This window comes from Noviherbaspirillum sp. FW303-A3 (assembly GCF_058788695.1).
In genome coordinates, this window is sequence record NZ_JBYTAZ010000001.1 from 3,730,290 (window position 1) to 3,750,587 (window position 20,298).

Annotated in this window: 15 protein-coding genes; 13 read left to right on the top strand and 2 right to left on the bottom strand. The window is 60.1% G+C overall.

Annotated features, from left to right (window positions below; all coding sequences use genetic code 11):
- Nucleotides 1-39: 39 nt before the first annotated feature.
- The 10 genes from AC3WOY_RS17980 to AC3WOY_RS18025 all read left to right on the top strand — a co-directional run bounded on the left by AC3WOY_RS17980 (nt 40) and on the right by AC3WOY_RS18025 (nt 9,134).
- Nucleotides 40-1,053: a TRAP transporter substrate-binding protein gene (locus AC3WOY_RS17980; protein WP_492426189.1), complete on the top strand. Its 1,014-nt coding sequence runs from the start codon at nt 40-42 to the stop codon at nt 1,051-1,053.
- Nucleotides 1,054-1,252: 199 nt separating this feature from the next.
- Nucleotides 1,253-2,227: a tripartite tricarboxylate transporter substrate binding protein BugE gene (locus AC3WOY_RS17985; RefSeq protein ID WP_492426191.1), complete on the top strand. Its 975-nt coding sequence runs from the start codon at nt 1,253-1,255 to the stop codon at nt 2,225-2,227.
- A gap of 285 nt (nt 2,228-2,512) precedes the next feature.
- Nucleotides 2,513-3,253, top strand: a complete 741-nt coding sequence (locus tag AC3WOY_RS17990) for a TerC family protein (protein WP_492429349.1) — start codon at nt 2,513-2,515, stop codon at nt 3,251-3,253.
- A gap of 48 nt (nt 3,254-3,301) precedes the next feature.
- Nucleotides 3,302-3,727 (top strand): universal stress protein, encoded by a 426-nt coding sequence (locus AC3WOY_RS17995; protein WP_492426194.1) that lies wholly within the window; start codon nt 3,302-3,304, stop codon nt 3,725-3,727.
- A gap of 341 nt (nt 3,728-4,068) precedes the next feature.
- On the top strand, nt 4,069-5,043 hold the full coding sequence (locus AC3WOY_RS18000; protein ID WP_492426196.1) for a tripartite tricarboxylate transporter substrate binding protein BugD: 975 nt from the start codon (nt 4,069-4,071) through the stop codon (nt 5,041-5,043).
- 199 nt (nt 5,044-5,242) lie between these two features.
- Nucleotides 5,243-5,704: a tripartite tricarboxylate transporter TctB family protein gene (locus tag AC3WOY_RS18005; protein ID WP_492426198.1), complete on the top strand. Its 462-nt coding sequence runs from the start codon at nt 5,243-5,245 to the stop codon at nt 5,702-5,704.
- A 12-nt stretch (nt 5,705-5,716) separates the two neighbouring features.
- Nucleotides 5,717-7,216: a tripartite tricarboxylate transporter permease gene (locus AC3WOY_RS18010; protein ID WP_492426200.1), complete on the top strand. Its 1,500-nt coding sequence runs from the start codon at nt 5,717-5,719 to the stop codon at nt 7,214-7,216.
- Nucleotides 7,217-7,330: 114 nt separating this feature from the next.
- Nucleotides 7,331-7,831, top strand: a complete 501-nt coding sequence (locus AC3WOY_RS18015) for a methylated-DNA--[protein]-cysteine S-methyltransferase (protein WP_492426202.1) — start codon at nt 7,331-7,333, stop codon at nt 7,829-7,831.
- Nucleotides 7,828-8,733: a site-specific tyrosine recombinase XerD gene (xerD, locus tag AC3WOY_RS18020; RefSeq protein WP_492426204.1), complete on the top strand. Its 906-nt coding sequence runs from the start codon at nt 7,828-7,830 to the stop codon at nt 8,731-8,733. Before AC3WOY_RS18015 ends, xerD begins: the two co-directional genes overlap by 4 nt.
- Before the next feature lie 17 nt (nt 8,734-8,750).
- Entirely contained in the window at nt 8,751-9,134 is a 384-nt protein-coding gene (locus AC3WOY_RS18025) for a YbaN family protein (protein WP_492426206.1), read from the top strand.
- 361 nt (nt 9,135-9,495) lie between these two features.
- Here the strand turns inward: AC3WOY_RS18025 and phaP are convergent, their stop codons facing one another.
- Nucleotides 9,496-10,059, bottom strand: coding sequence for a TIGR01841 family phasin (phaP, locus tag AC3WOY_RS18030; RefSeq protein ID WP_492426208.1), 564 nt, complete (start codon nt 10,057-10,059; stop codon nt 9,496-9,498).
- Between the two features lie 442 nt (nt 10,060-10,501).
- On the opposite strand from phaP, the gene AC3WOY_RS18035 reads away from it, so the two are divergent.
- The 3 genes from AC3WOY_RS18035 to plsY all read left to right on the top strand — a co-directional run bounded on the left by AC3WOY_RS18035 (nt 10,502) and on the right by plsY (nt 19,195).
- Nucleotides 10,502-17,992 (top strand): EAL domain-containing protein, encoded by a 7,491-nt coding sequence (locus AC3WOY_RS18035; RefSeq protein WP_492426210.1) that lies wholly within the window; start codon nt 10,502-10,504, stop codon nt 17,990-17,992.
- 72 nt (nt 17,993-18,064) lie between these two features.
- On the top strand, nt 18,065-18,556 hold the full coding sequence (ybaK, locus tag AC3WOY_RS18040; protein ID WP_492426212.1) for a Cys-tRNA(Pro) deacylase: 492 nt from the start codon (nt 18,065-18,067) through the stop codon (nt 18,554-18,556).
- Between the two features lie 33 nt (nt 18,557-18,589).
- Nucleotides 18,590-19,195, top strand: a complete 606-nt coding sequence (plsY, locus tag AC3WOY_RS18045) for a glycerol-3-phosphate 1-O-acyltransferase PlsY (RefSeq protein ID WP_492426214.1) — start codon at nt 18,590-18,592, stop codon at nt 19,193-19,195.
- A gap of 1 nt (nt 19,196) precedes the next feature.
- Here plsY and tsaD read toward each other — a convergent pair whose 3' ends face one another.
- The gene (tsaD, locus tag AC3WOY_RS18050; protein ID WP_492426216.1) at nt 19,197-20,225 is read right to left on the bottom strand and encodes a tRNA (adenosine(37)-N6)-threonylcarbamoyltransferase complex transferase subunit TsaD; all 1,029 of its coding nucleotides are present in this window, start codon (nt 20,223-20,225) and stop codon (nt 19,197-19,199) included.
- Nucleotides 20,226-20,298 lie beyond the last annotated feature (73 nt).

Consider the following 20,298-nt stretch of genomic DNA (forward strand, 5'->3'; position numbering starts at 1 on the left):
CAACCAGAAGTCTATCCCCCTCTTGAGCACGGAATTCACATGAAACTGGCCGCATGGTTTCTCGCAGTTCCCGCAGTTCTTGCAAGTTACTGTACACAGGCGCAGGCACCGGCGCAGGTGCAGATCGTCATCAAGTTCAGCCACGTTGTCGCCAGCGATACCCCCAAGGGCAAGGCCGCTGAACGGTTCAAGCAGCTTGCGGAAAAAGCAACCGGCGGTCGGGTCCGCATTGACGTATATCCCAACAACCAGCTCTACAAGGACAAGGAGGAGCTGGAGGCCTTGCAACTGGGTGCCGTCCAGATGCTTGCTCCGTCACTCGCCAAGTTCGGTCCGCTCGGCGTGCGCGAGTTCGAAGTATTCGACCTGCCGTACATATTCCCGACCAAGGAAGTGCTTTACCGGGTCACGGAAGGGCCGGTCGGGCAGGGGTTGCTGAAGAAGCTGGAGTCAAAGGGGATCACCGGCCTTGCTTTCTGGGACAACGGATTCAAGGTCATGTCCTCGAACAAGCCGCTCAGGGTGCCCGCCGATTTCAAGGGGATGAAAATGCGCATCCAGCCGTCGAAAGTTCTCGACGCCCAGATGCGTGCCCTGGGCGCCAGTCCGCAAGCGCTTTCTTTCAATGAGGTCTACCAGGCGCTGCAGAGCGGCGTGGTCGACGGGACGGAAAACCCGCCATCCAATTTCTACACGCAGCGCATGCATGAATTGCAGCGCCATCTCACAGTCTCCAATCATGGCTACCTCGGGTACGCCGTCATCGTCAACAAGAAATTCTGGGATGGGCTTCCATCCGGGATCCGCACGGCCCTCGAGGGCGCAATGAAGGAGGCGACAAAATACGCCAACGCCATCGCGCAGAAGGAGAACGAGGACGCCATGGAGGCGATTCGCAAATCCGGCAAGACCTCGATTTATGTCCTGTCCGAAAAGGAACGGGAAGAGTGGCGACGTGCGCTGGTCAGCGTACACAAGGAAATGGAGCCGCGCATTGGCAAGGATCTGCTCGCCGAGGTGTATCGCGAAGCATCGGCGTATTCCAGCAGATAAGACGCGAAAATCCGGAACGTCCGAATTGCGGATTCTGGCTTTTCACACGCCCAAGAGACGAATTTCTGCAAAAATCAGCATGAAATCAACGTTTTGCATTTTTTGGCTGCATTGGCACGGAGAATGCAAGAAGGAATCAGCATCATTACACTGACGGCATGGATGCCGTCCTTAATCCAATAAGTTGAGGAGATAAGACATGAAGTTGAACAAGCTGGCGTGTGCACTCGTATCCGGTTTTGCCTTTGCGGCCTCGGCGTACGCAGATAATTTCCCCAGCAAACCCATTACCCTCATTGTTCCGTTTGCCCCTGGCGGCACGACCGACATCGTCGCGCGCATTGTTGCCGACAAGCTAGGCAAGGAACTCGGCCAGGCCGTCGTAGTGGAAAACCGCGGCGGTGGTGGCGGCAGCATCGGCGCATCAGCCATTTCCAAGGCGGCCCCGGACGGCTATACCATCGGCGTATCGACCGTTTCCACGCACGCCGTCAACGCGGCCTGCAACCCCAAGCTGGGTTACGACCCGATCACCGGTTTTGCGCCGATCACCAACATGGCGCGTACGCCTAATGTGCTGACCGTGAATGCCAAGTTTCCCGCACAGGATTTCAAGCAGTTTCTCGATCAGGTGAAAAAGAGCCCCGGCAAGCTGAACTACGCCACCTCAGGTACCTGCAGCATCCAGCATATGGTGGGCGAGCAGTTCAAGGCATCGACTGGAACCTTTATCCTGCATATCCCCTACCGCGGTGCCGGCCCGGCACTGAACGACCTCCTGGGCGGCCAGGTCGACATGATGTTCGACAACCTGCCCTCGTCGATGTCGCATATCCAGGCCGGCAAGCTGCGACCCCTCGCAATCGCGTGGAACAAGCGCCTGGATGCCCTGCCGAATGTGCCGACCTTTGCTGAACTCGGCCTGAAGCAGGTGAACGATCCCGCGTGGTACGGACTTGTCGCGCCGCCGAAGACGCCTGAGGACATCATCAAGAAGATCAATGCGGCGGCCGTGAAGGTGTTGAACATGCCGGAAGTCAAGGATCGCCTGAAGCAGCAGGGTGCAGAGCCGGTAGGCAATACACCGGCGGAACATGCCGCCGAGATCAAGGCTGAACTCGACAAGATGAAAAACGTCGTCACCAAACAGGGCATCAAGTTCGACGGTGTCTGATTAATACCGCTTTGATCGTACCCGGGCCGCCGCCTCGCAGAACATGCAGCGGCGGCTTTTTTGTCCAATGTGATTATCCACCCTTGAGAATCATGGACAAGCAGGCAATAATTTCAAATCTGAACCGCAGTATTCCTTCGGTTTTTTCGATTGAAAACTGCTTGTTCGGTTGGCAATATCCAGTGTTGCGCGTTTTTCGGGCCCGTTCGGCCGCGCATGCAGGTGCCGATGCGGCTTCTCTGCTCCCCGACCTCCCGTGTTCAACAAATCTAGCCTATTGGGATCATTATGGACTTCTCTAATCCACAGTTCTGGATCGCGCTCATGCAGATCGTCGCCATTGACGTCGTGCTGGGTGGCGATAATGCAGTTGTGATCGGCCTTGCCTGCCGACGCCTGCCTGACCACCAGCGCAAGTTGGGTATCCTGTGGGGCATGGCCGGTGCGATTGGCCTGCGCGTCGTATTGATCTTCTTTGCTGTCACCCTGCTGGCAGTTCCCTACCTGAAGCTGGTTGGTGCAGCGCTGCTGCTGTGGATTGGTGTGAAACTGCTGTTGCCCGAAGATGATGAGGGTGGACATAACATTGAAGCGGGCGCCACGCTGGTAGCGGCCATCAAGACCATTATCGTGGCAGATGCCGTCATGAGCCTGGACAATGTGATTGCGATTGCCGGTGCGGCAAAAGACAGCATGTTCCTGATCGTTTTCGGCCTGCTCCTCAGCATTCCAATCATCATGCTCGGCAGCCAACTCGTGATTCGCCTGATGGATCGTTTCCCGATCGTGATCGTTGCCGGCGGCGCCTTGCTGGGCTGGATTGCGGGCGGCATGGCGGTGAGCGACGTGGCCGTAGGCAGCTGGTTTGAATCGGTGCTCCCTGCATCGAAGTGGATTGGTCCGGTCGTGGGCGCCGTTTTCGTGGTCATCATCGGCAAGCTTCTCGCAGCGCGGACAGAGGCAAGGGCCAAGGGGCCGCTTGAAGATCTGGCTGGCGAGAAATCCGAAGGCAGCGGCGCACAGTAATGCGATGCCATTCAACCATACTGATAAATCTCATCTCGGAGAAGAGCGATGCTGAAACTACTACTGGCGGTTGACGGGTCCGAAAGTGCATTGCATGCGGCGGCGCATGTGGCCAAGCGCGCAGGCGCAGCCAAGGATGGATATCAGGTCCATCTGGTGAATGTGCAGTACCCACTGCACGGAAGCGTTGCTGCCTTTGTCGAAGCGGCTCAGATCAAGCAATACCACCAGGATGAGGGCATGAAGGTACTGGCTTCTGCCCGCGAGCAATTGGATGCGGCAGGCGTTCCCTGCGAGGTGCATTTGTTTGTCGGTGAGCCGGCGGAAGTGATCACGCGTTTTGCGAAAGAGCAGGGGTGCGATGAAATTGTCATCGGAACCCGGGGACTGTCCGGCATATCGAGTTTGCTGGTGGGTTCGGTCGCAACCAAGATCATTCACCTGGCCGAGGTGCCGGTGCTGCTCGTCAAGTAAGCTGTTTCCATTACGGCCGCACGCGATGCGGCCGGTTTCGCAGTCGGCAGATTCGTCCTATCGCACCAACTGGTCGCACAGTAAATCCCCCGCGATTTATCCCTTGCCTCTTTGGCAATCCAGTTGTTTTCACCCTTTTGCCAAAGCGCGGTTTTTCCTTGCATTAAAGGCATTTTCACTGCGGCTTTCCACAATTGTTTATGGAATTGCTACTGGCAATAATGGTGCATGGAGGCACACTTGCTGCTGTCGATCTGTGCGCATCAAATGCATCTCCTGGCCGGTTTTCCACCGGCGCCATGTTTGTGTGTCAAATATTAATTATTGGAGGAGTGACGCTCATGAATATCAAGTCATTGCGCTTTGTCGCAGGTCTCGCACTGGTTGCCAGTACTGCTGCATATGCACAATCCTATCCCACCAAGACGATCACCGTGATCGTTCCGTTCGCTGCTGGCGGTCCGACCGACACCGTTGCCCGCCTCGTCGGCCAGTCGATGAGCAAGACGCTCGGCCAGCAGGTGATCATCGAGAACGTTGGCGGCGCTGGCGGAACGATCGGTGCTGCGCGTGTTGCCAAGGCTGATCCGGACGGCTACACCCTGCTGCTGCATCATATCGGCCAATCCACTGCGCCCGCTCTTTATCGCAAGCTGACCTACAGCGCGATCGACAGTTTCGAGCCCGTCGGCCTGATTACCGATGTGCCGATGACCTTTGTTGCACGCAAGGACTTCCCGGCGAAGGACTTCAAGGAACTTCTCGCCTACGTCAAGGCAAACAAGACCAAGGTCACCTATGCCAACGCCGGCGTGGGTTCCGCCTCGCACCTGTGCGGCATGCTCTTCATGAGTGCTATCGACACTGATATCACCACTGTCCCGTACAAGGGTACCGGCCCGGCAATGAATGATCTTCTGGGCGGTCAGGTGGACTTCATGTGCGACCAGACCACCAATACCACCAGCCAGATCAAGAGCGGCAAGATCAAGGCCTACGGCGTGACGACCAAGTCGCGCGTGCCGTCGCTTAACGACCTGCCGACCCTCCATGAGGCCGGCCTGCAGAACTTTGAAGTAGCCGTGTGGCATGGCCTGTACGCACCGAAGGGCACCCCGAAGCCGGTCGTCGATTCGCTCTCCAAGGCACTCCAGGCGGCACTCAAGGATTCGAACGTCAAGCAGCGCTTCGCCGAGTTGGGTACGGAGCCGGTCGCCGAGTCCCGTGCAACTCCGGATGTGCATCGGACCTTCCTGAAGGCTGAAATCGACAAGTGGAGCCCGATCATCAAGAAGGCCGGTGTGTACGCTGACTAATCGATTCAAATTTTTTAGTAACTATTGCTGTAGCTGGCGCATCGGGGGAAACTGTTCCCCGGTGCGTCGCAGCCTAACAGGATCCAAATCCCGCGGCTGCAAAAATGGGATAAGATGCCATCCACTCACTCCGGGCAGTTACTGCGGTGATAAGGAAGGCATTACTCCCATCGATCCAATAAGTTGAAGGAGATTCGCTTTGCCATCGTTCATTCGCGATCCCAAGGATTTCTGGTCCGGGGTCATATTTGTCATCTTCGGCCTCGCTGCCGTCATCATCGGGCGCGATTACTCGATGGGTTCTGCCGGGAGAATGGGACCTGCTTATTTCCCGACCATTCTCGGTGGATTGCTTGCCCTGATCGGTTCGATCGGGATTATCCGGTCCATGGTCAAATCCGGCGGCGCGGTAGGGCGTTTCGCCGTTCGTGAAATCCTCCTGGTCATGCTGTCGGTCGCCGTATTCGGCGTCCTGGTACGTGGCGCCGGCTTGGCAATCAGCGTCATCATGGTGGTGATGATCAGCGGATACGCGAGCATCAAGTTCAAGGTTGCCCCCTTCCTGGCGGTTGCGGTCGGACTCGCGGTGTTCTGCGTGCTGATTTTCGTCAAGGCGCTCGGCTTGCCGATGCCCATGTTCGGGCCCTGGCTCGGTTTCTAAGGGGAAGACGTCATGGAAATTCTCAGCAACCTGGCGCTCGGCTTCGAAACCGCCCTCACACTGTCCAACCTGTTGTATTGCCTGATCGGCGTCTTCCTCGGCACCGCCATCGGCGTGCTGCCCGGCCTCGGCCCGGTCGCCACCATCGCGATGCTGTTGCCGGCCACCTTCTCGCTGCCGCCGGTTTCTTCGCTGATCATGCTGGCTGGCATCTATTACGGCGCCCAGTACGGCGGTTCCACCACTGCTATCCTGGTTAACCTGCCCGGTGAATCATCCTCGGTGGTGACCGCGCTTGACGGGCACCAGATGGCAAAGAACGGCCATGCCGGCAAGGCGCTGGCCACCGCTGCCATCGGTTCCTTCTTCGCCGGCACCGTTGCCACCGTGCTGCTGGCCCTGTTTGCGCCGCCGCTGGCCGACTTGGCGTTGACCTTCGGCCCGGCTGAATACTTTTCGCTGATGGTGCTGGGCCTGGTCGCTTCGGTCGTGCTGGCCCATGGTTCGCTGCTGCGCGCCATCGGCATGATCGTGCTCGGCCTCTTGCTGGGCCTGGTCGGCACCGACGTCAATTCCGGCACGCCGCGCTACACCTTCGACCTGCCGCAACTGGCCGATGGCATCAACTTCGTGGTGGTGGCCATGGGCATGTTCGGCCTGGGCGAAATCATCTCCAACCTCGAGCATGAGGAATCGCGCTCGCTGGTGATGAAGAAGGTGACCGGCCTGATGCCGACCAAGGATGACCTCAAGCGAATCGTCGCGCCGATCCTGCGCGGCACCGGCCTGGGCTCGGTGCTGGGCATCCTGCCCGGCGGCGGTGCGATGCTGGCTTCGTTTGTGTCCTACTCAATCGAAAAGAAGGTCTCGAAGAACGCGGCCAATTTCGGCAAGGGCGCCATCGAAGGCGTGGCCGCGCCGGAAGCCGCCAACAATGCCGGCGCGCAGACTTCGTTCATCCCGATGCTGACCCTGGGCATTCCGTCCAACCCGGTGATGGCGCTGATGATCGGCGCGATGATCATCCAGGGCATCCAGCCGGGACCGGCGGTGGTGACCGAGCAGCCGGCCTTGTTCTGGGGCATCATCGCTTCGATGTGGATCGGCAACTTCTTCCTGATCGTGCTGAACCTGCCGATGATCGGCCTGTGGGTGCGCATGATCATGGTGCCGTACCACTTCCTGTTCCCGGGCATCCTGGTGTTCTGCGCCATCGGCGTGTTCAGCCTGAACAACAGCGAGTTCGACGTGTACCTGATGGCGTTGTTCGGCCTGTTCGGCTACATCTGCTCGAAGCTGGAAATGGAACCGGCACCGATGCTGCTGGGCTTCATCATCGGCCCGATGATGGAAGAGTACCTGCGCCGCGCGCTGCTGCTGTCGCGCAGCGATCCGATGGTCTTCCTGCAGCGGCCGATCTCGGCAACCATGCTGGTGCTCGCAGCGTTGGCGATGATCGTCGTGCTCAGCCCGAACCTGCGCAAGAAGCGCGAGGAAGCGTTCGAAGAGTAGTTCGATAGCATCCCGTCAATCGGCGTGTTCCGGAAACGGACACGCCGATTTTCTTTGCGGCTTGTTCAGCACCCAGATGCGGAAACGTCAGGGATTTTGATTTATCCTAACGCCATGCATTCACAGCTGAACAGCCACTTGTTTTCCGCCATTGTCGAGGCTCCCTTTGGTGCGGTCGGTATTCGCACGGACGCGGGCGTGTTACGCGAACTGGTATATCTTCCTCGCAGCTTTAATGAAAAGGAGCCTGCGGACGCGTTGTCAGAGCGTATTGCCCGGCAGGTTGAACGATATCTGGAGGATGCGGATTTTCGGTTCGACCTCCCGCTGGCCGAAGTTGGCACCGCATTCCAGCGTCGCGTGTGGGAAACCATCTCGGGAATTCCTCGCGGGGAGGTGTTGACCTACGGACAAGTGGCGAAGCTGATCCGCTCGGCGCCGCGTGCCGTTGGACAAGCATGTGGGGCGAACTGGTTTCCGCTCATTATTCCCTGCCATCGTGTCACAGCTTCAGGCGGCCTCGGCGGCTTTTCCAATCATGACGACGAAACCGGCTTCCATATTGGCGTCAAGCGATGGCTGCTTGCCCATGAGGGCGTCAAGGGCTATCGATGACAGAAGTGTCGACTGCAAGCCAGGCTTCCATTGACGAGTTTTGCGATACGTTATGGCTGGAAGACGGCTTGGCCAGGAATACGCTCGATGCCTATCGGCGCGACATGATCCTGTTTGCCGCCTGGCTGGATGCGGAAAGGGGAAAGAGCCTGTATGCGGCGGCCGATTCCGACATCAATGCGTATTTTGCAGCAAGGCATGCCGAAACCAAGGCCACTTCGGCGAACAGGCGGCTTGCCGTATTGAAGCGCTTTTACCAGTTTGCATTACGGCAGAATCGGGTCAGTGCCGACCCATGCCTCAAGATCAAGTCGGCCAAGCAGCCCCCGCGCTATCCGAAGACGCTGTCGGAGGCGCAGGTTGAGACGCTGCTCGCTGCGCCCGATGTAAACACTCCGCTGGGTTTGCGCGACCGGACCATGCTCGAACTGATGTATGCAAGCGGACTGCGGGTGTCGGAACTGGTTTTGCTCAAGACTATCGAAGTCGGCATGAACGAGGGCGTCCTCCGGATTACCGGAAAGGGCAGCAAGACACGTCTCGTGCCGTTTGGCGAAGAAGCGCGTGCATGGATCGAGCGTTACCTGAAGGAGGGGCGGCCTGCGATCCTTAACGGACAGATGGATGATGCGCTGTTTGTTACCGCGCGCGGAGCTGCCATGACGCGCCAGATGTTCTGGACGCTCATCAAGAAGCATGCGCTTCGCGCTGCGATCAATGCTCCCTTGTCACCACACACGCTGAGACACGCGTTTGCCACCCATCTGCTCAACCATGGCGCCGACCTGCGGGTCGTACAACTATTGCTGGGGCATGCGGACATTTCGACGACGCAGATCTACACGCATGTCGCGCGCGAACGCCTGAAGAAACTGCATGCGGCGCACCATCCGCGCGGATAGCGGTCTGCGGGGGCAATATGAAGATCCTGCTCAACGTCATCGGATGCATTGCCGTCGTACTGGCGGTTCTTGGCGTATTCCTGCCGCTGCTGCCGACTACGCCTTTCCTCCTGCTTGCATCCGCATGCTTTGTGCGCAGTTCGGACCGCATGCATCGATGGCTGCGGAATCATCCGATATTCGGCGAATATCTCCGCAATTTTGAGGACAAGCGTGCACTGCCGCTGCGTGCAAAAGTGGTCAGCCTCGTGCTTCTGTGGCCGTCCATGATCTACTCGATCTACCTCGTCAAGCCAGTTCTGCTCAGAGGCATGCTGCTTGCAATTGCTGTCGGCGTCACGATCATGATCCTGCGAATGAAAACGCTGGAGGTGACGGAATCGGTTCAGGACAGGGAGTAGGGCGGCGCATTTTTCCTGCAAAGAGAATCAGGGCAGGAAACCATTGCTTTATCTCAATTTGGCCCTGTGCGGATGTTGGTACATTGGTCGGGTGGTGAATTTTTCCGGATGACTGCCATGGAAAGCTTGCGTACGATTTCTTATATTCTTCTCGTTGCCGCTACCTTCGCTGCTACATATCTGGTGACGCACATCTGACTTCCATTGCACAGCATGCGCCCCGGTCTTCCAGATTGACGACGACATGCCAGGACTGACCTAATTCAAAGGATGCGTCCTATCGCACAGCATTGTGATGGGATGCTGAACTGCAAAAAAAAACGGGCCGACGGCCCGTTTTCCTTTCTGCACCTGCGCAGGATTACTTGCGTGCGCGGCTGGTGGTCTTTTCCGCAGCTTGCGTGAACTGGTTGACGGCCGAATTCACGTTGGCTTCGATGACTTCCGCAGCCTGCTTGGCAGTCTTGTTGAACTGCTCGTAACCGGCGTTGGCATTGCCGATCGCGGACTTGACGATGGCGATGACGTTTTCCGAACCTGCCGGCGCGTTCTTGGACACGTCTTCCACCAGCGCCGTCATCTTGCGGCCGGTTTCAGCGATCTGCTCTTCGGTAGCGCGGGTCAGTTCAGCTTGTGCGCTGGTCGCGATGCCGGCGAGATGACGGCCGTAGGCGATTGCCTTGGCTGCAGCGGGCTGCGCCTGGGCGGCGGACAGCGAGAAGAATTCTTGCGGGTCCTTTGCGCTCAGCAACTGGCGGGCTGCGATGGAAGAATCTTCGAGGGAAGCCTTCGCAACATTCAGGTTCAGGTCGACGACCTTTTCGACGCTTTCAAATGCCTTGCTGGTCAGGTTGGTGATCAGGGACAGCTGTGCTTCGAAATTGGCTTTGGCAGCATTGGAAAACTGTTCGGGAATGGTAAACATGGTTCGCTCCTTGAGAGTTGGCGGGAATTAGGGACGGCTACGTTATTGTGCGCCGCAACAATTCCTATTTTATGGATGGGATTTTCAAAGTCAAGCGTTTTTTGTGCGTCGCACAAAAAACTTTCGTGCAAGCTGCTTTGGAATTCCTTGCCCTATTTACCACACGCACCGAAATCTGGAGCCTCCGCAAGCGACTATTCAATATCCTGTTGAGCCTGCTCAAATAAAAAGCCGCACCGAAGCTCTTGGCATTTCGGCAATAGAGAGTGCATTCCAAAGGGCAGTGATGTGCGTGCTGGCACTTGTATCCGAAGAAATACTCCATTAGGCTGGTTAAAAGAGCCTTTCAAAATGGAAACAGGATCGGTCGAGCTGGGTTGACTGCTTAAGAAAACGCGCGCAATACCCCGAGATGGGAGAGCCGCGCACTATCGGGGACAGGATGTATTCGGTAAGCAAGATCCTGCACGTCGGCAGCATGGGGATTCTGTGCCGGGGGCAGCGCGCGGATGACGGACGCGCAGTTCTCATGCATCTCGCCCCGGAGCATTATGGATCCCGCCACGTAGACTGGCTGCGGAAGGCACTCGCACTTGGCAAGTCAATCGATTCTCCATTCGTCGCCAGACCGGTTGCTCTCGACACGTGCGAAGGGCGTCCGGCCCTGATGCTCGAGGAGCCTCGCGGCGAACTGCTATCCGAGCTGGTCGGAAGTCCCATGGAGCCGCAGCGTTTCATTGCCATTGCCTCCGGCGTGGCGGCAGCGGTCGCCCACCTGCACGCGCGTAGCATCATGCACAAGGCGCTGGAGCCGGGCTGCATCTTCGTGGACGAAGCGACCGGAGCGGCATGCCTTGCAGGCTTGGGCCTGGCCGAGAGCTTGCCCGGCCAGCAGCAGAATGCGGCCATGGATGCCGATGTGCCGCAAGCCAGCATGGCGCCGGAGCAGACCGGACGCATGAACCGTGTGCCGGACCGGCGCACCGACCTTTACGCCCTCGGCATCATTTTCTACCAGATGCTCACCGGGCGGCTGCCCTTCGATGCCGGCGACGCAATGGGCTGGATTTACTGCCATATCGCGCGCATACCGACGCCGCCGGCGGACATGCATCTTCTCCTGCCGCCCGCCCTGTCGGCAATCGTCATGAAACTTCTGGCCAAGGAGCCCGAAGAGCGGTACCAGAGTGCGGAGGGACTCCTGCACGACCTGCAGGAATGCGGCCGCCAATGGGCCGAACATGGCAGCATCGGGTCCTTTGTCCTGGCCCGGCATGATGTGCCGTCGCACTTCCAGCTGCCGCAGAAACTGTATGGCCGCGACCAGGAGATCGTGTTGCTGCGCCAGGCGTTCGAGCGGGTGGCCGGCGAAGGACGCCCGGAACTGGTGCTGGTCACCGGTTACTCGGGCATCGGAAAATCCGCGCTCGTGAACGAGTTGTACAAACCGATCGCCCGCGAGCAGGCGCTTTTCGCGTCGGGCAAGTTCGACCAGTACAAGCGCGATATCCCTTACTCCACGATCGTCCAGGCGTTTGCTGCGCTGGTGCTGGAACTGCTTGCCCAAAGCGAGGAGCGCATCGGTCAATGGAGGCGCAGACTGCAGGAGGCGCTTGGCGTCAACGGGCAACTGATCGTCGATGTCATTCCGCCGGTGGAGCTGATCACCGGCGCCCAGCAGCCTGTGCCCGAGCTTCCTGCCACGGAAGCGCGAAATCGCTTCGGTATCGTCTTCCGCCAGTTCATCGGCGTATTCGCGCGGCAGGAACACCCATTGGTTTTGTTCCTGGACGACCTCCAGTGGGCCGATCCCGCCAGCCTCGCGCTGCTGGAGAGCCTGCTGCTGCATCCGGACATGCGCTATTTCATGCCGGTTTGCGCCTACCGCAGCAGCGAGGTGAGCGCATCGCATCCCTTCCGCCTGAGTATCGATGCATTGCGCCGAGGGCGCGCGCCGGTGACCGAGATTGTCCTGGAAGCGCTTCCTGACCAGGCGATCAATGCGCTGTTGGCGGACGCGCTGCACCGCGACGAAAAGGACACGCTGCCGCTGGCACGGCTGATCAGCGAAAAGACCGGGGGCAATCCCTTCTTCGCCATCCAGTTCCTCTCTGCATTGCACGAGCAGCACCTGATCGAGTTCGACCGGAGCCTGTCGGCCTGGCGCTGGGATATGCCGCGCATCGAGGCCTATGGTTTTACGGATAACGTGGCCGAGTTCATGATCGGCAAGCTGATGCGGATGTCGCCTGAGGCGCAGCAAGCATTGCAACGCTTTGCCTGCCTCGGTACGCGTGCTGCCGCCAACTTGCTGGCGGCAGCGCTCGAATGCGCCGTACAGGACTTGCCGGCAGTGCTTGCGGAACCGATGCGTGCGGGATTGGTCCTGCGTGTCGGGGACGACTACAAGTTTCTGCACGACCGGGTGCAGGAAGCTGCGTACTCGATGATTGACGCAGGCGAGCGCGGTGCACTCCACCTGCGGATCGGACGTGCCTGCATTTCCGCCTTCACGCGGGAACAGGCCGAGGAGCAGGTGTTCGATGTGGTCAACCAGTTCAACCAGTGTCCGGATGCGATTCATGATGCCGCTGAACGGGAACTGCTTTGCCGGCTCAACCGGCTCGCCGGGCGCAAGGCCAAATCGGCGATCGCCTATGCCGCCGCACGCAATTATCTGCGGCATGCGGCCGCGCTCTTGCCGGCGGAGATCTGGGCGACGGACCCGGCACGCGCTTTCGACTTCCATTTCGAGCTTGCCGAATGCGAATACCTGAGCGGAGATGGCGAGCGGGCTGAAGAACTGTTCGGACTCCTCCTGCAGCGCGTTTCTTCTCCGCTCGACAGGGCGCGCGTATACGGACTGCGCATGAGCCTGTGCCAGACAGCGGGCCGTTTCGACGAAGCGGTGGAGGCGGGATGCGCCGGATTGCAACTGTTCGGCCTTGTCATTCCGTCGGACGACGCGGATATTGCCGCTCTGGAAGACAAGGAGCGTGAGCGCATCGCTGCCGGACTGGCAGGACGTTCGCCGGCCGACCTGTTCGACCTTCCGTCTGCCGGGAACGAGGCCGCGATGGCCATCATTGCCTTGCTGATGGAGATGCTTCCATGTGCCTTCGTCGCACGCAACAGGCTCTATCCGCTGCTTATATTCAAGGCGGTGAACCTGTCGCTGGAATATGGAAACACAGCAAAATCCTGCGTGGCCTACAGCGGCTACGGGATGATCCTCGCGTCGCGGCTCGGCGATCTTGCATCCGGATATGCGTTCTCCGAGCTGGGCCTGCGCCTGAACGAAAAGTTCAATGATGTGCGCATGCGGGGCGCGTTGCTTTTCCTGCACGGCAACTACCTCAACTTCTGGCACAAGCCCTTCGCCGATAACATCCTCCTCATGGAAGAGGGATTCCGCGCCTGTCTCGAGGTCGGCGACCTCGTCTGGGCGGGGTATTCCTCGTACCGGACACCCTGGCAGATGATCGAGAAGGGGGAGGCCCTGGATAAAGTGTCGAAGGCATTGCAGGGTTACGCCGCCTTCGCGCAGCAAAGTCACAACGATGCCGCATGGCGCGCCATCCGGCTCGTGCAACAGTTCATTGCCAGCATGAAGGGGGCGACGAGCGAGCAGGCAGGATTCAGCGACGGCAGCTTCGACGAGGCCGAGTGCCTGCAATCTTTCGAGCGGACGCGGTTCCGCTCCGGCACAGCCTTTTACCACGTCATGAAGCTTATCGCGAGCTATCTGTACCGGCGCTACGGCGATGCCCTCGATGCGTCCAGGCTGGCCATGAAGATGCAGGACGTGATGACGTCGATGCCGATCGAGGCCAGCTGCACCTTTTATCAGGCACTGACGTTCACCGCGATCTATACCCAGGTCGATGCGGACCGGCAGCTGGAGTTTTCCGTTACCCTGAAGGAGCATCAGAAACGCTTGCGCCAGTGGGCGAAAAACTGTCCGCAGAACTTCCTGCACCGATATGCAATGGTGGCGGCGGAGATGGCACGCATCGAAGGCCGTGACCTCGACGCCATGCAACGCTACGAACAGGCCATCCGTCTCGCTGCGCTGCATGGATTCGTGCAGGACGAGGCGCTGGCCAATGAACTGGCGGCGCATTTTTACCGTACACGCGGGTCCGGGCGCAGCGCCGACGCCTATCTGCGGCATGCGCATGCCTGCTACGCGCGCTGGGGCGCCGCCGGGAAAGTGCGCCAGCTCGAATCGCTGTATCCGCAATTGCAGGGAAGTGACCCCGTGGCCGTCGACGAATCCCTGCCGCGCGGCACCTTGCAGCTGGACGCGCTTGCCGTCATCAAGGCATCGCAGGCGCTGTCCGGCGAGATTGCCTTCGACCGGCTGTTGTCGAAGCTGCTCCAGGTCGTGATCGAACAGGCGGGCGCGCAGAAGGGCTATGTGATCCTCCAGCATGGCGGCGACCTGGCGATCGAGGCGGAAGCGGTGCTGGACGAGCACGGGGTGGTGCAGGCGCGTCGTCTCAATTCGCTCCGACCGGCGTCGACGCAGTTACTGCCTGTTACCCTGATCAACTATGTCTGGCGTACGCGCCAGAAAGTCTTGCTCGAAAGCGCAGCGGCGGATGCCAGGTTCTCCAACGATCCCTATATTTCATCGCATCACCTCAAGTCAGTCCTGTGTCAGCCGATCTTCCGGCAGGCGGAGCTGGTCGGCCTGCTGTATCTGGAAAACAACCTCATTGCCGGCGCATTCTCTGCCGATGCGCTCGGTGTGCTGGAGCTGCTTTCATCGCAGGCGGCCATCTCGCTCGAAAACGCCCGGCTCTACACTGACCTTGAAGAGGAGAATGCCGAGCGCCGCAGGATCGAACGCGAACTCCAGCTGTCCGAAGCGCATTACCGCCGGCTGTTCGAGACCGCGAAAGACGGCATCCTGCTGCTGCATTCCGAGACAGGCGTGGTGACGGACGTGAATACCTGCCTGCTTCAAATGCTTGGCTATCGCCATGACGAATTCGTCGGCAAGTGCATCCGCGACGTGATGCCCTTCAGGAACCGGTCGGAATGCAACGCGCTTTTCGACGAGTTGCAGGAACAGGATCTGGTACGGCACGATTCGCTGCCGTTGCAGACGCGCGACGGGCACGAGCTCGTCGTCGAATTTGTCAGCAGCGCATACCAGGTCGAGGATGCGCGCGTCATCCAGTGCAACATTCGCGACATCACGCACCGGCGGCGCGCGGAGCAGCGCCAGGCAGTCCAGTTCGCGGTCACGCGCGTGCTGGCCGATGCCACGTCGCTGACGCACGCGGCATTGCCGCTGCTTGAAGCCATCTGCCAAAACTTCGGCTGGGAGATCGGCGAGCTGTGGGATGTCGATGAGAAAGCCGATAGCTTCCGTCTGATGCAGGCGTGGGAGTCGCCCGCGGTGGCGCCGACCGAGTTCGTGGCAGTGGCGAGGAAGAATGCCGTGTCCGTGTCCACGGGGCTTCCCGCATTGATTGTCCGTTCGCAGAAACCGCTCTGGGTGCCGGACGTGACGACGGAGCCGGCATTCCGGCGTCCGCGTGAAGCAGCGCAGATTGGCTTGCATGGCAGTTTTGCGGTGCCGGTACTGCTGGCCGGCAAGGCCGTCGGTGTCATGGCCTTCTTCAGCCGGGAAACGCGGATGCCCGATGAGGAAATGATCGGCATGATGCAGATCATCGGCAGCCAGATCGGACAATTCATCCAGCGCAAGCGCGCCGAGCAGGCACTGATCAGGAGCGAGGAGCGATTCAGGAGCCTGACCGACCTGTCCTCCGACTGGTACTGGGAGCAGGACGAGAACTTCCGGTTTACCGTGATGTCGGAGGGCGTCGGCCGCGTTGGCGGCATGGTGCCGGAGCACCTGATCGGCAAGACCCGGCGCGAGCTTGCGATTGATGAAGGGGCGCTCAATCCGCAAACCTGGGAAGAGCATGTGCGCATACTCAAGGCACACCTGCCGTTCCGCGAACTCGAATACAAGGTGCATGCGGAGGACGGCCGATGGCACTGGTTCAGCATCAGCGGCGAACCGCTGTTCGACGATGACGGCGTGTTCCGCGGCTACCGCGGCACCGGCAAGGAGATCAGCGAACAGAAGCAGGCCGAGGCGCTGAACGTCGGCCAGGCCCGCGTACTGGAAATGATCGCCACCGGCGCATCGCTGCATGATGTGCTGACCTGTCTCGTCGGCGTGATCGAATCGCAGTCCGAAGGCATGGTCGGATCGGTCATGCTGCTCGCTGAAGACGGCCAGCGTATGCGCGCCGGTGCCGTATCGAGCTTGCCGGTCACCTACGTTGAACTTCTTGAAGAGGTGCGCATCGGGCCGGCGGCCGGCTCCTGCGGTACTGCCATGCATCTCGGCCGGAGAGTCGTCGTCAACGACATCGAACATGACCCCTTATGGCAGAACTGCCGGCAAACGGCCTTGCAGCATGGGCTGCGCGCATGCTGGTCGACGCCGATCCTGTCGCAGCAGGGCAGTGTGCTGGGGACGTTCGCGATGCACTACCGCGAGGTGCGCACGCCGACGCCGGCGGAACTGCGGCTGGCCGATTTTGCCGCGCGCATTGCCGGCATCGCGATCGAGCGCAAGCAGGCCGAACACCGCATCAGCTACATGGCACACCACGATACGCTGACGGGCCTGCCGAACCGTGCCCTGCTGCTGGACCGGCTGCGGCAGGCGGTTGCGCAGTCGCAGCGCATTTCGAAGTCGGTTGCCGTCATGTTCATCGACCTGGACGATTTCAAGCACATCAACGATTCGCTCGGCCATCAGGTCGGCGACCAGTTGCTGCAGATGGTTGCCGCACGCTTGCAGCTGTGCCTGCGCCGCGGCGATACGCTTTCCCGCCTGGGAGGCGACGAATTCGTGCTGGTGCTGCCGTCCATCGACGATGACCACGCCGCGGCCTCGGTGGCGCAGAAAATCCTCGACGAGCTCAGGAGCACTTTCTACGTCAACAGCCACGAGCTGCACGCCGGTTGCAGCATCGGCATCAGCCTCTATCCGGAGGACGGCGAGGACGCCGACACGCTCATGCGCGCGGCGGATACCGCCATGTACCATGCCAAGGGAAAGGGGCGCGGCAACTACCAGTTCTTCATGCAAAGCCTGAACGTGGCGGCGCAGTATCGTCTCGCGATCGCCAACCAGTTGCGCCAGGCCATCGCGCGCGGCGAGTTCAGCCTGCACTACCAGCCCCAGGTCGACATGGAGCGCGGCAAGATCGTCTCCGCGGAAGCCCTGCTGCGCTGGCTGCAGCCGGACCGCGGATTCATTCCTCCTGCGGAATTCATTCCGATTGCGGAGGAAACGGGTCTGATCACGCAGATCGGCGAATGGGTGCTGCGCGAGGCATGCCTGCAATTGCGGCGCTGGCGCGATGCGGGGCACTCGGACCTGTGCATCGCCGTGAACCTGTCTGCGCGGCAGTTGCTGCAGCCGGATTTTGTCGGCTGCGTCGAGCGTATCCTGCTCGAAACGGGCATACCGGCCTCCGCGCTGGAACTGGAAATCACGGAAAACTTCCTGATGCATCCGAGCGAGGAAAACCTGGTGCCGCTCACGCAGCTCAGCGAAATGGGTGTGCAGTTGTGGGTGGACGACTTCGGTACCGGCTACTCCAGCCTGTCCTACCTGAAACGTTTCCCCATCCACGCGCTCAAGATCGACCAGTCCTTCGTGCGCGGCATCGGTCAGGCGCAGCACGACGCCGCAATCACCAACGCCATCATCGCGATGGCGCACAGCCTGAACCTGAAAGTGATCGCGGAAGGTGTAGAGACGGCCGACCAGGCTGCCTTCCTGCGTGCGCGGCAGTGCGTGTTCGCACAGGGCTATTACTACAGCAAGCCGGTGCCGCCGGCCGCTTTCTGCGAACTGTTGCGCCGCCAGCCGCTCCTCTCAGCGGCATGACAAAAGCGCAAGGAAGGTCGAAAATCGCGGTTCTTGCTGCATAATTGTGGCCAAATTTTTTTGGCACCCGCCATGGCAAAGAAAGAACACGTTTCCGAAACGCCGGCCACGCAATTCCTGCGCAAGCAGGGCGTCGCGTTCACCGAGCATCCCTACACGTATGAGGAGCACGGCGGCACCGCCGTATCCTCACGCGAGCTGGGCGTGGACGAGCACCATGTGGTCAAGACGCTGATCATGCAGGACGAAGCGGCCAAGCCCCTGGTCGTGCTGATGCACGGCGACCGCAAGGTATCGACCAAGAACCTGGCGCGCCAGATCGGCTGCAAGTCGGTCGAGCCCTGCAAGCCCGAGGTCGCGAACCGCCATTCGGGCTTCCTGGTCGGCGGCACCTCGCCGTTCGGCACCCGCAAGGCCATGCCCGTCTATGTCGAGGAAAGCATCCTTGCGCTCGACAAGATTTACATCAACGGCGGAAGGCGCGGCTACCTGGTCGGCATCGACCCGAAAGTCCTCGCCAATGTCCTGCCGGTCAAAACGGTCAATTGCGCGCTCGACGAGTGAGCGCCGCGCACCCATCCATCTGAAAGGGAGAGAATGTCCACAGTGCTGTTTGCCATCGCCGCCTACCTGATCGGCTCCATTTCGTTCGCTGTCGTCGTCAGCGGCCTGTTCGGCCTGGCGGACCCGCGCACCTACGGGTCGAAGAATCCGGGCGCGACCAATGTCCTGCGCAGCGGCAACAAGGCAGCGGCGGCGCTGACGCTGCTGGGCGATGGTTTCAAGGGCTGGCTGGCGGTCTGGCTGGCGATGCGTTTTGGCGAGCAGTATGGCGTGGGCGATACCGGGATTGCGCTGGTGGCGGTGGCGGTGTTCCTTGGCCACCTGTGGCCGGTGTTCTTCCGCTTTGTCGGCGGCAAGGGCGTGGCGACCGCGCTGGGTGTGCTGCTTGGCCTGAACGGCTGGCTCGGACTCGCGACGCTGGTGACCTGGCTGGTAATTGCCTATGCCTTCCGTTATTCCTCGCTGGCTGCGCTGGTGGCAAGCATCTTTGCGCCGTTCTATTACGGTCTGCTGTTTGGCGTGAACGCCCAACTGCTGGCAGTCGGTGTGATGAGTGCCTTGCTGATCTACCGCCACCGCCAGAACATCGCCAACCTGCTGGCCGGCAAGGAAAGCCGGATCGGCAGCAAGAAGAAGTAAGCTACACGACCCGCAGTTCGTCCAGCGGCCAGCGCGGGCGAACATTGAACGCATAATCGCGCTTGGCCGCCTGCGGATTGATCTGCAGGCGCATGGCCCCCGCAAACGCGATCATCGCGCCGTTGTCGGTGCAAAACTCCAGTTCGGGATAGAACACGCGGAAGCGCCGTTTCTGCGCAGTCGCGTTCAATGCTTCCCGCAACTGCTGGTTGGCGCCGACGCCGCCGGCGATCACAAGCCGCTTCAGGCCCGTTTCCTTCAGCGCCGACAGGCATTTCGCCACCAGCACGTCGACGATTGCGTCGACGAAGGCGCGTGCGATGTTCGCCTTGTCCTGTTCGCAGATATTGGCCACATGGTTCTTCACCAGCGTCAGGACGGCCGTTTTCAGGCCGGAGAAGCTGAAGTTGAGATCCTTGGAGTGCAGCATCGGCCGCGGCAGCTTGTAAGTGCCGGGATCGCCGAATTCGGCTAGGCGCGAGATCGCCGGTCCGCCGGGATAGCCGAGGCCGAGCAGCTTGGCCGACTTGTCAAAAGCTTCACCCGCGGCGTCATCCATCGTTTCGCCGAGCAGTGTGTACTGGCCGACGCCGTCCACGCGCATCAGTTGCGTGTGGCCGCCCGAGATCAACAAGGCAACAAACGGGAAGGCAGGCGGATCGCTCGACAGCAGCGGGGAGAGCAGGTGGCCTTCGAGGTGATGAACCCCGAGCACCGGCCGATCAATGGCCAGCCCCAGCCCGCAGGCAATCGAAGCGCCGACCAGCAGCGCGCCGGCCAGTCCCGGTCCTTGTGTATACGCTATCGCATCGATAGCCGGCCGCGTGACTTCCGCTTTTGCCAATACCTGTTCCAGCAATGGAATCGCGCGCCGGATATGGTCGCGCGATGCCAGTTCCGGCACGACGCCGCCGTATTCCTCATGCATCGCGACCTGCGAATGCAGGGCGTGCGCAAGGAGGCCGCGTTGTGTGTCGTACAACGCCAGGCCGGTTTCGTCACAGGAGGATTCGACGCCGAGGACAAGCATGGGATGGGAGGATGGATGGCAAGCTTCTTGCAAAGCCCTATTTTATAGGATTAGCGCACAGAGGTTCTCATAC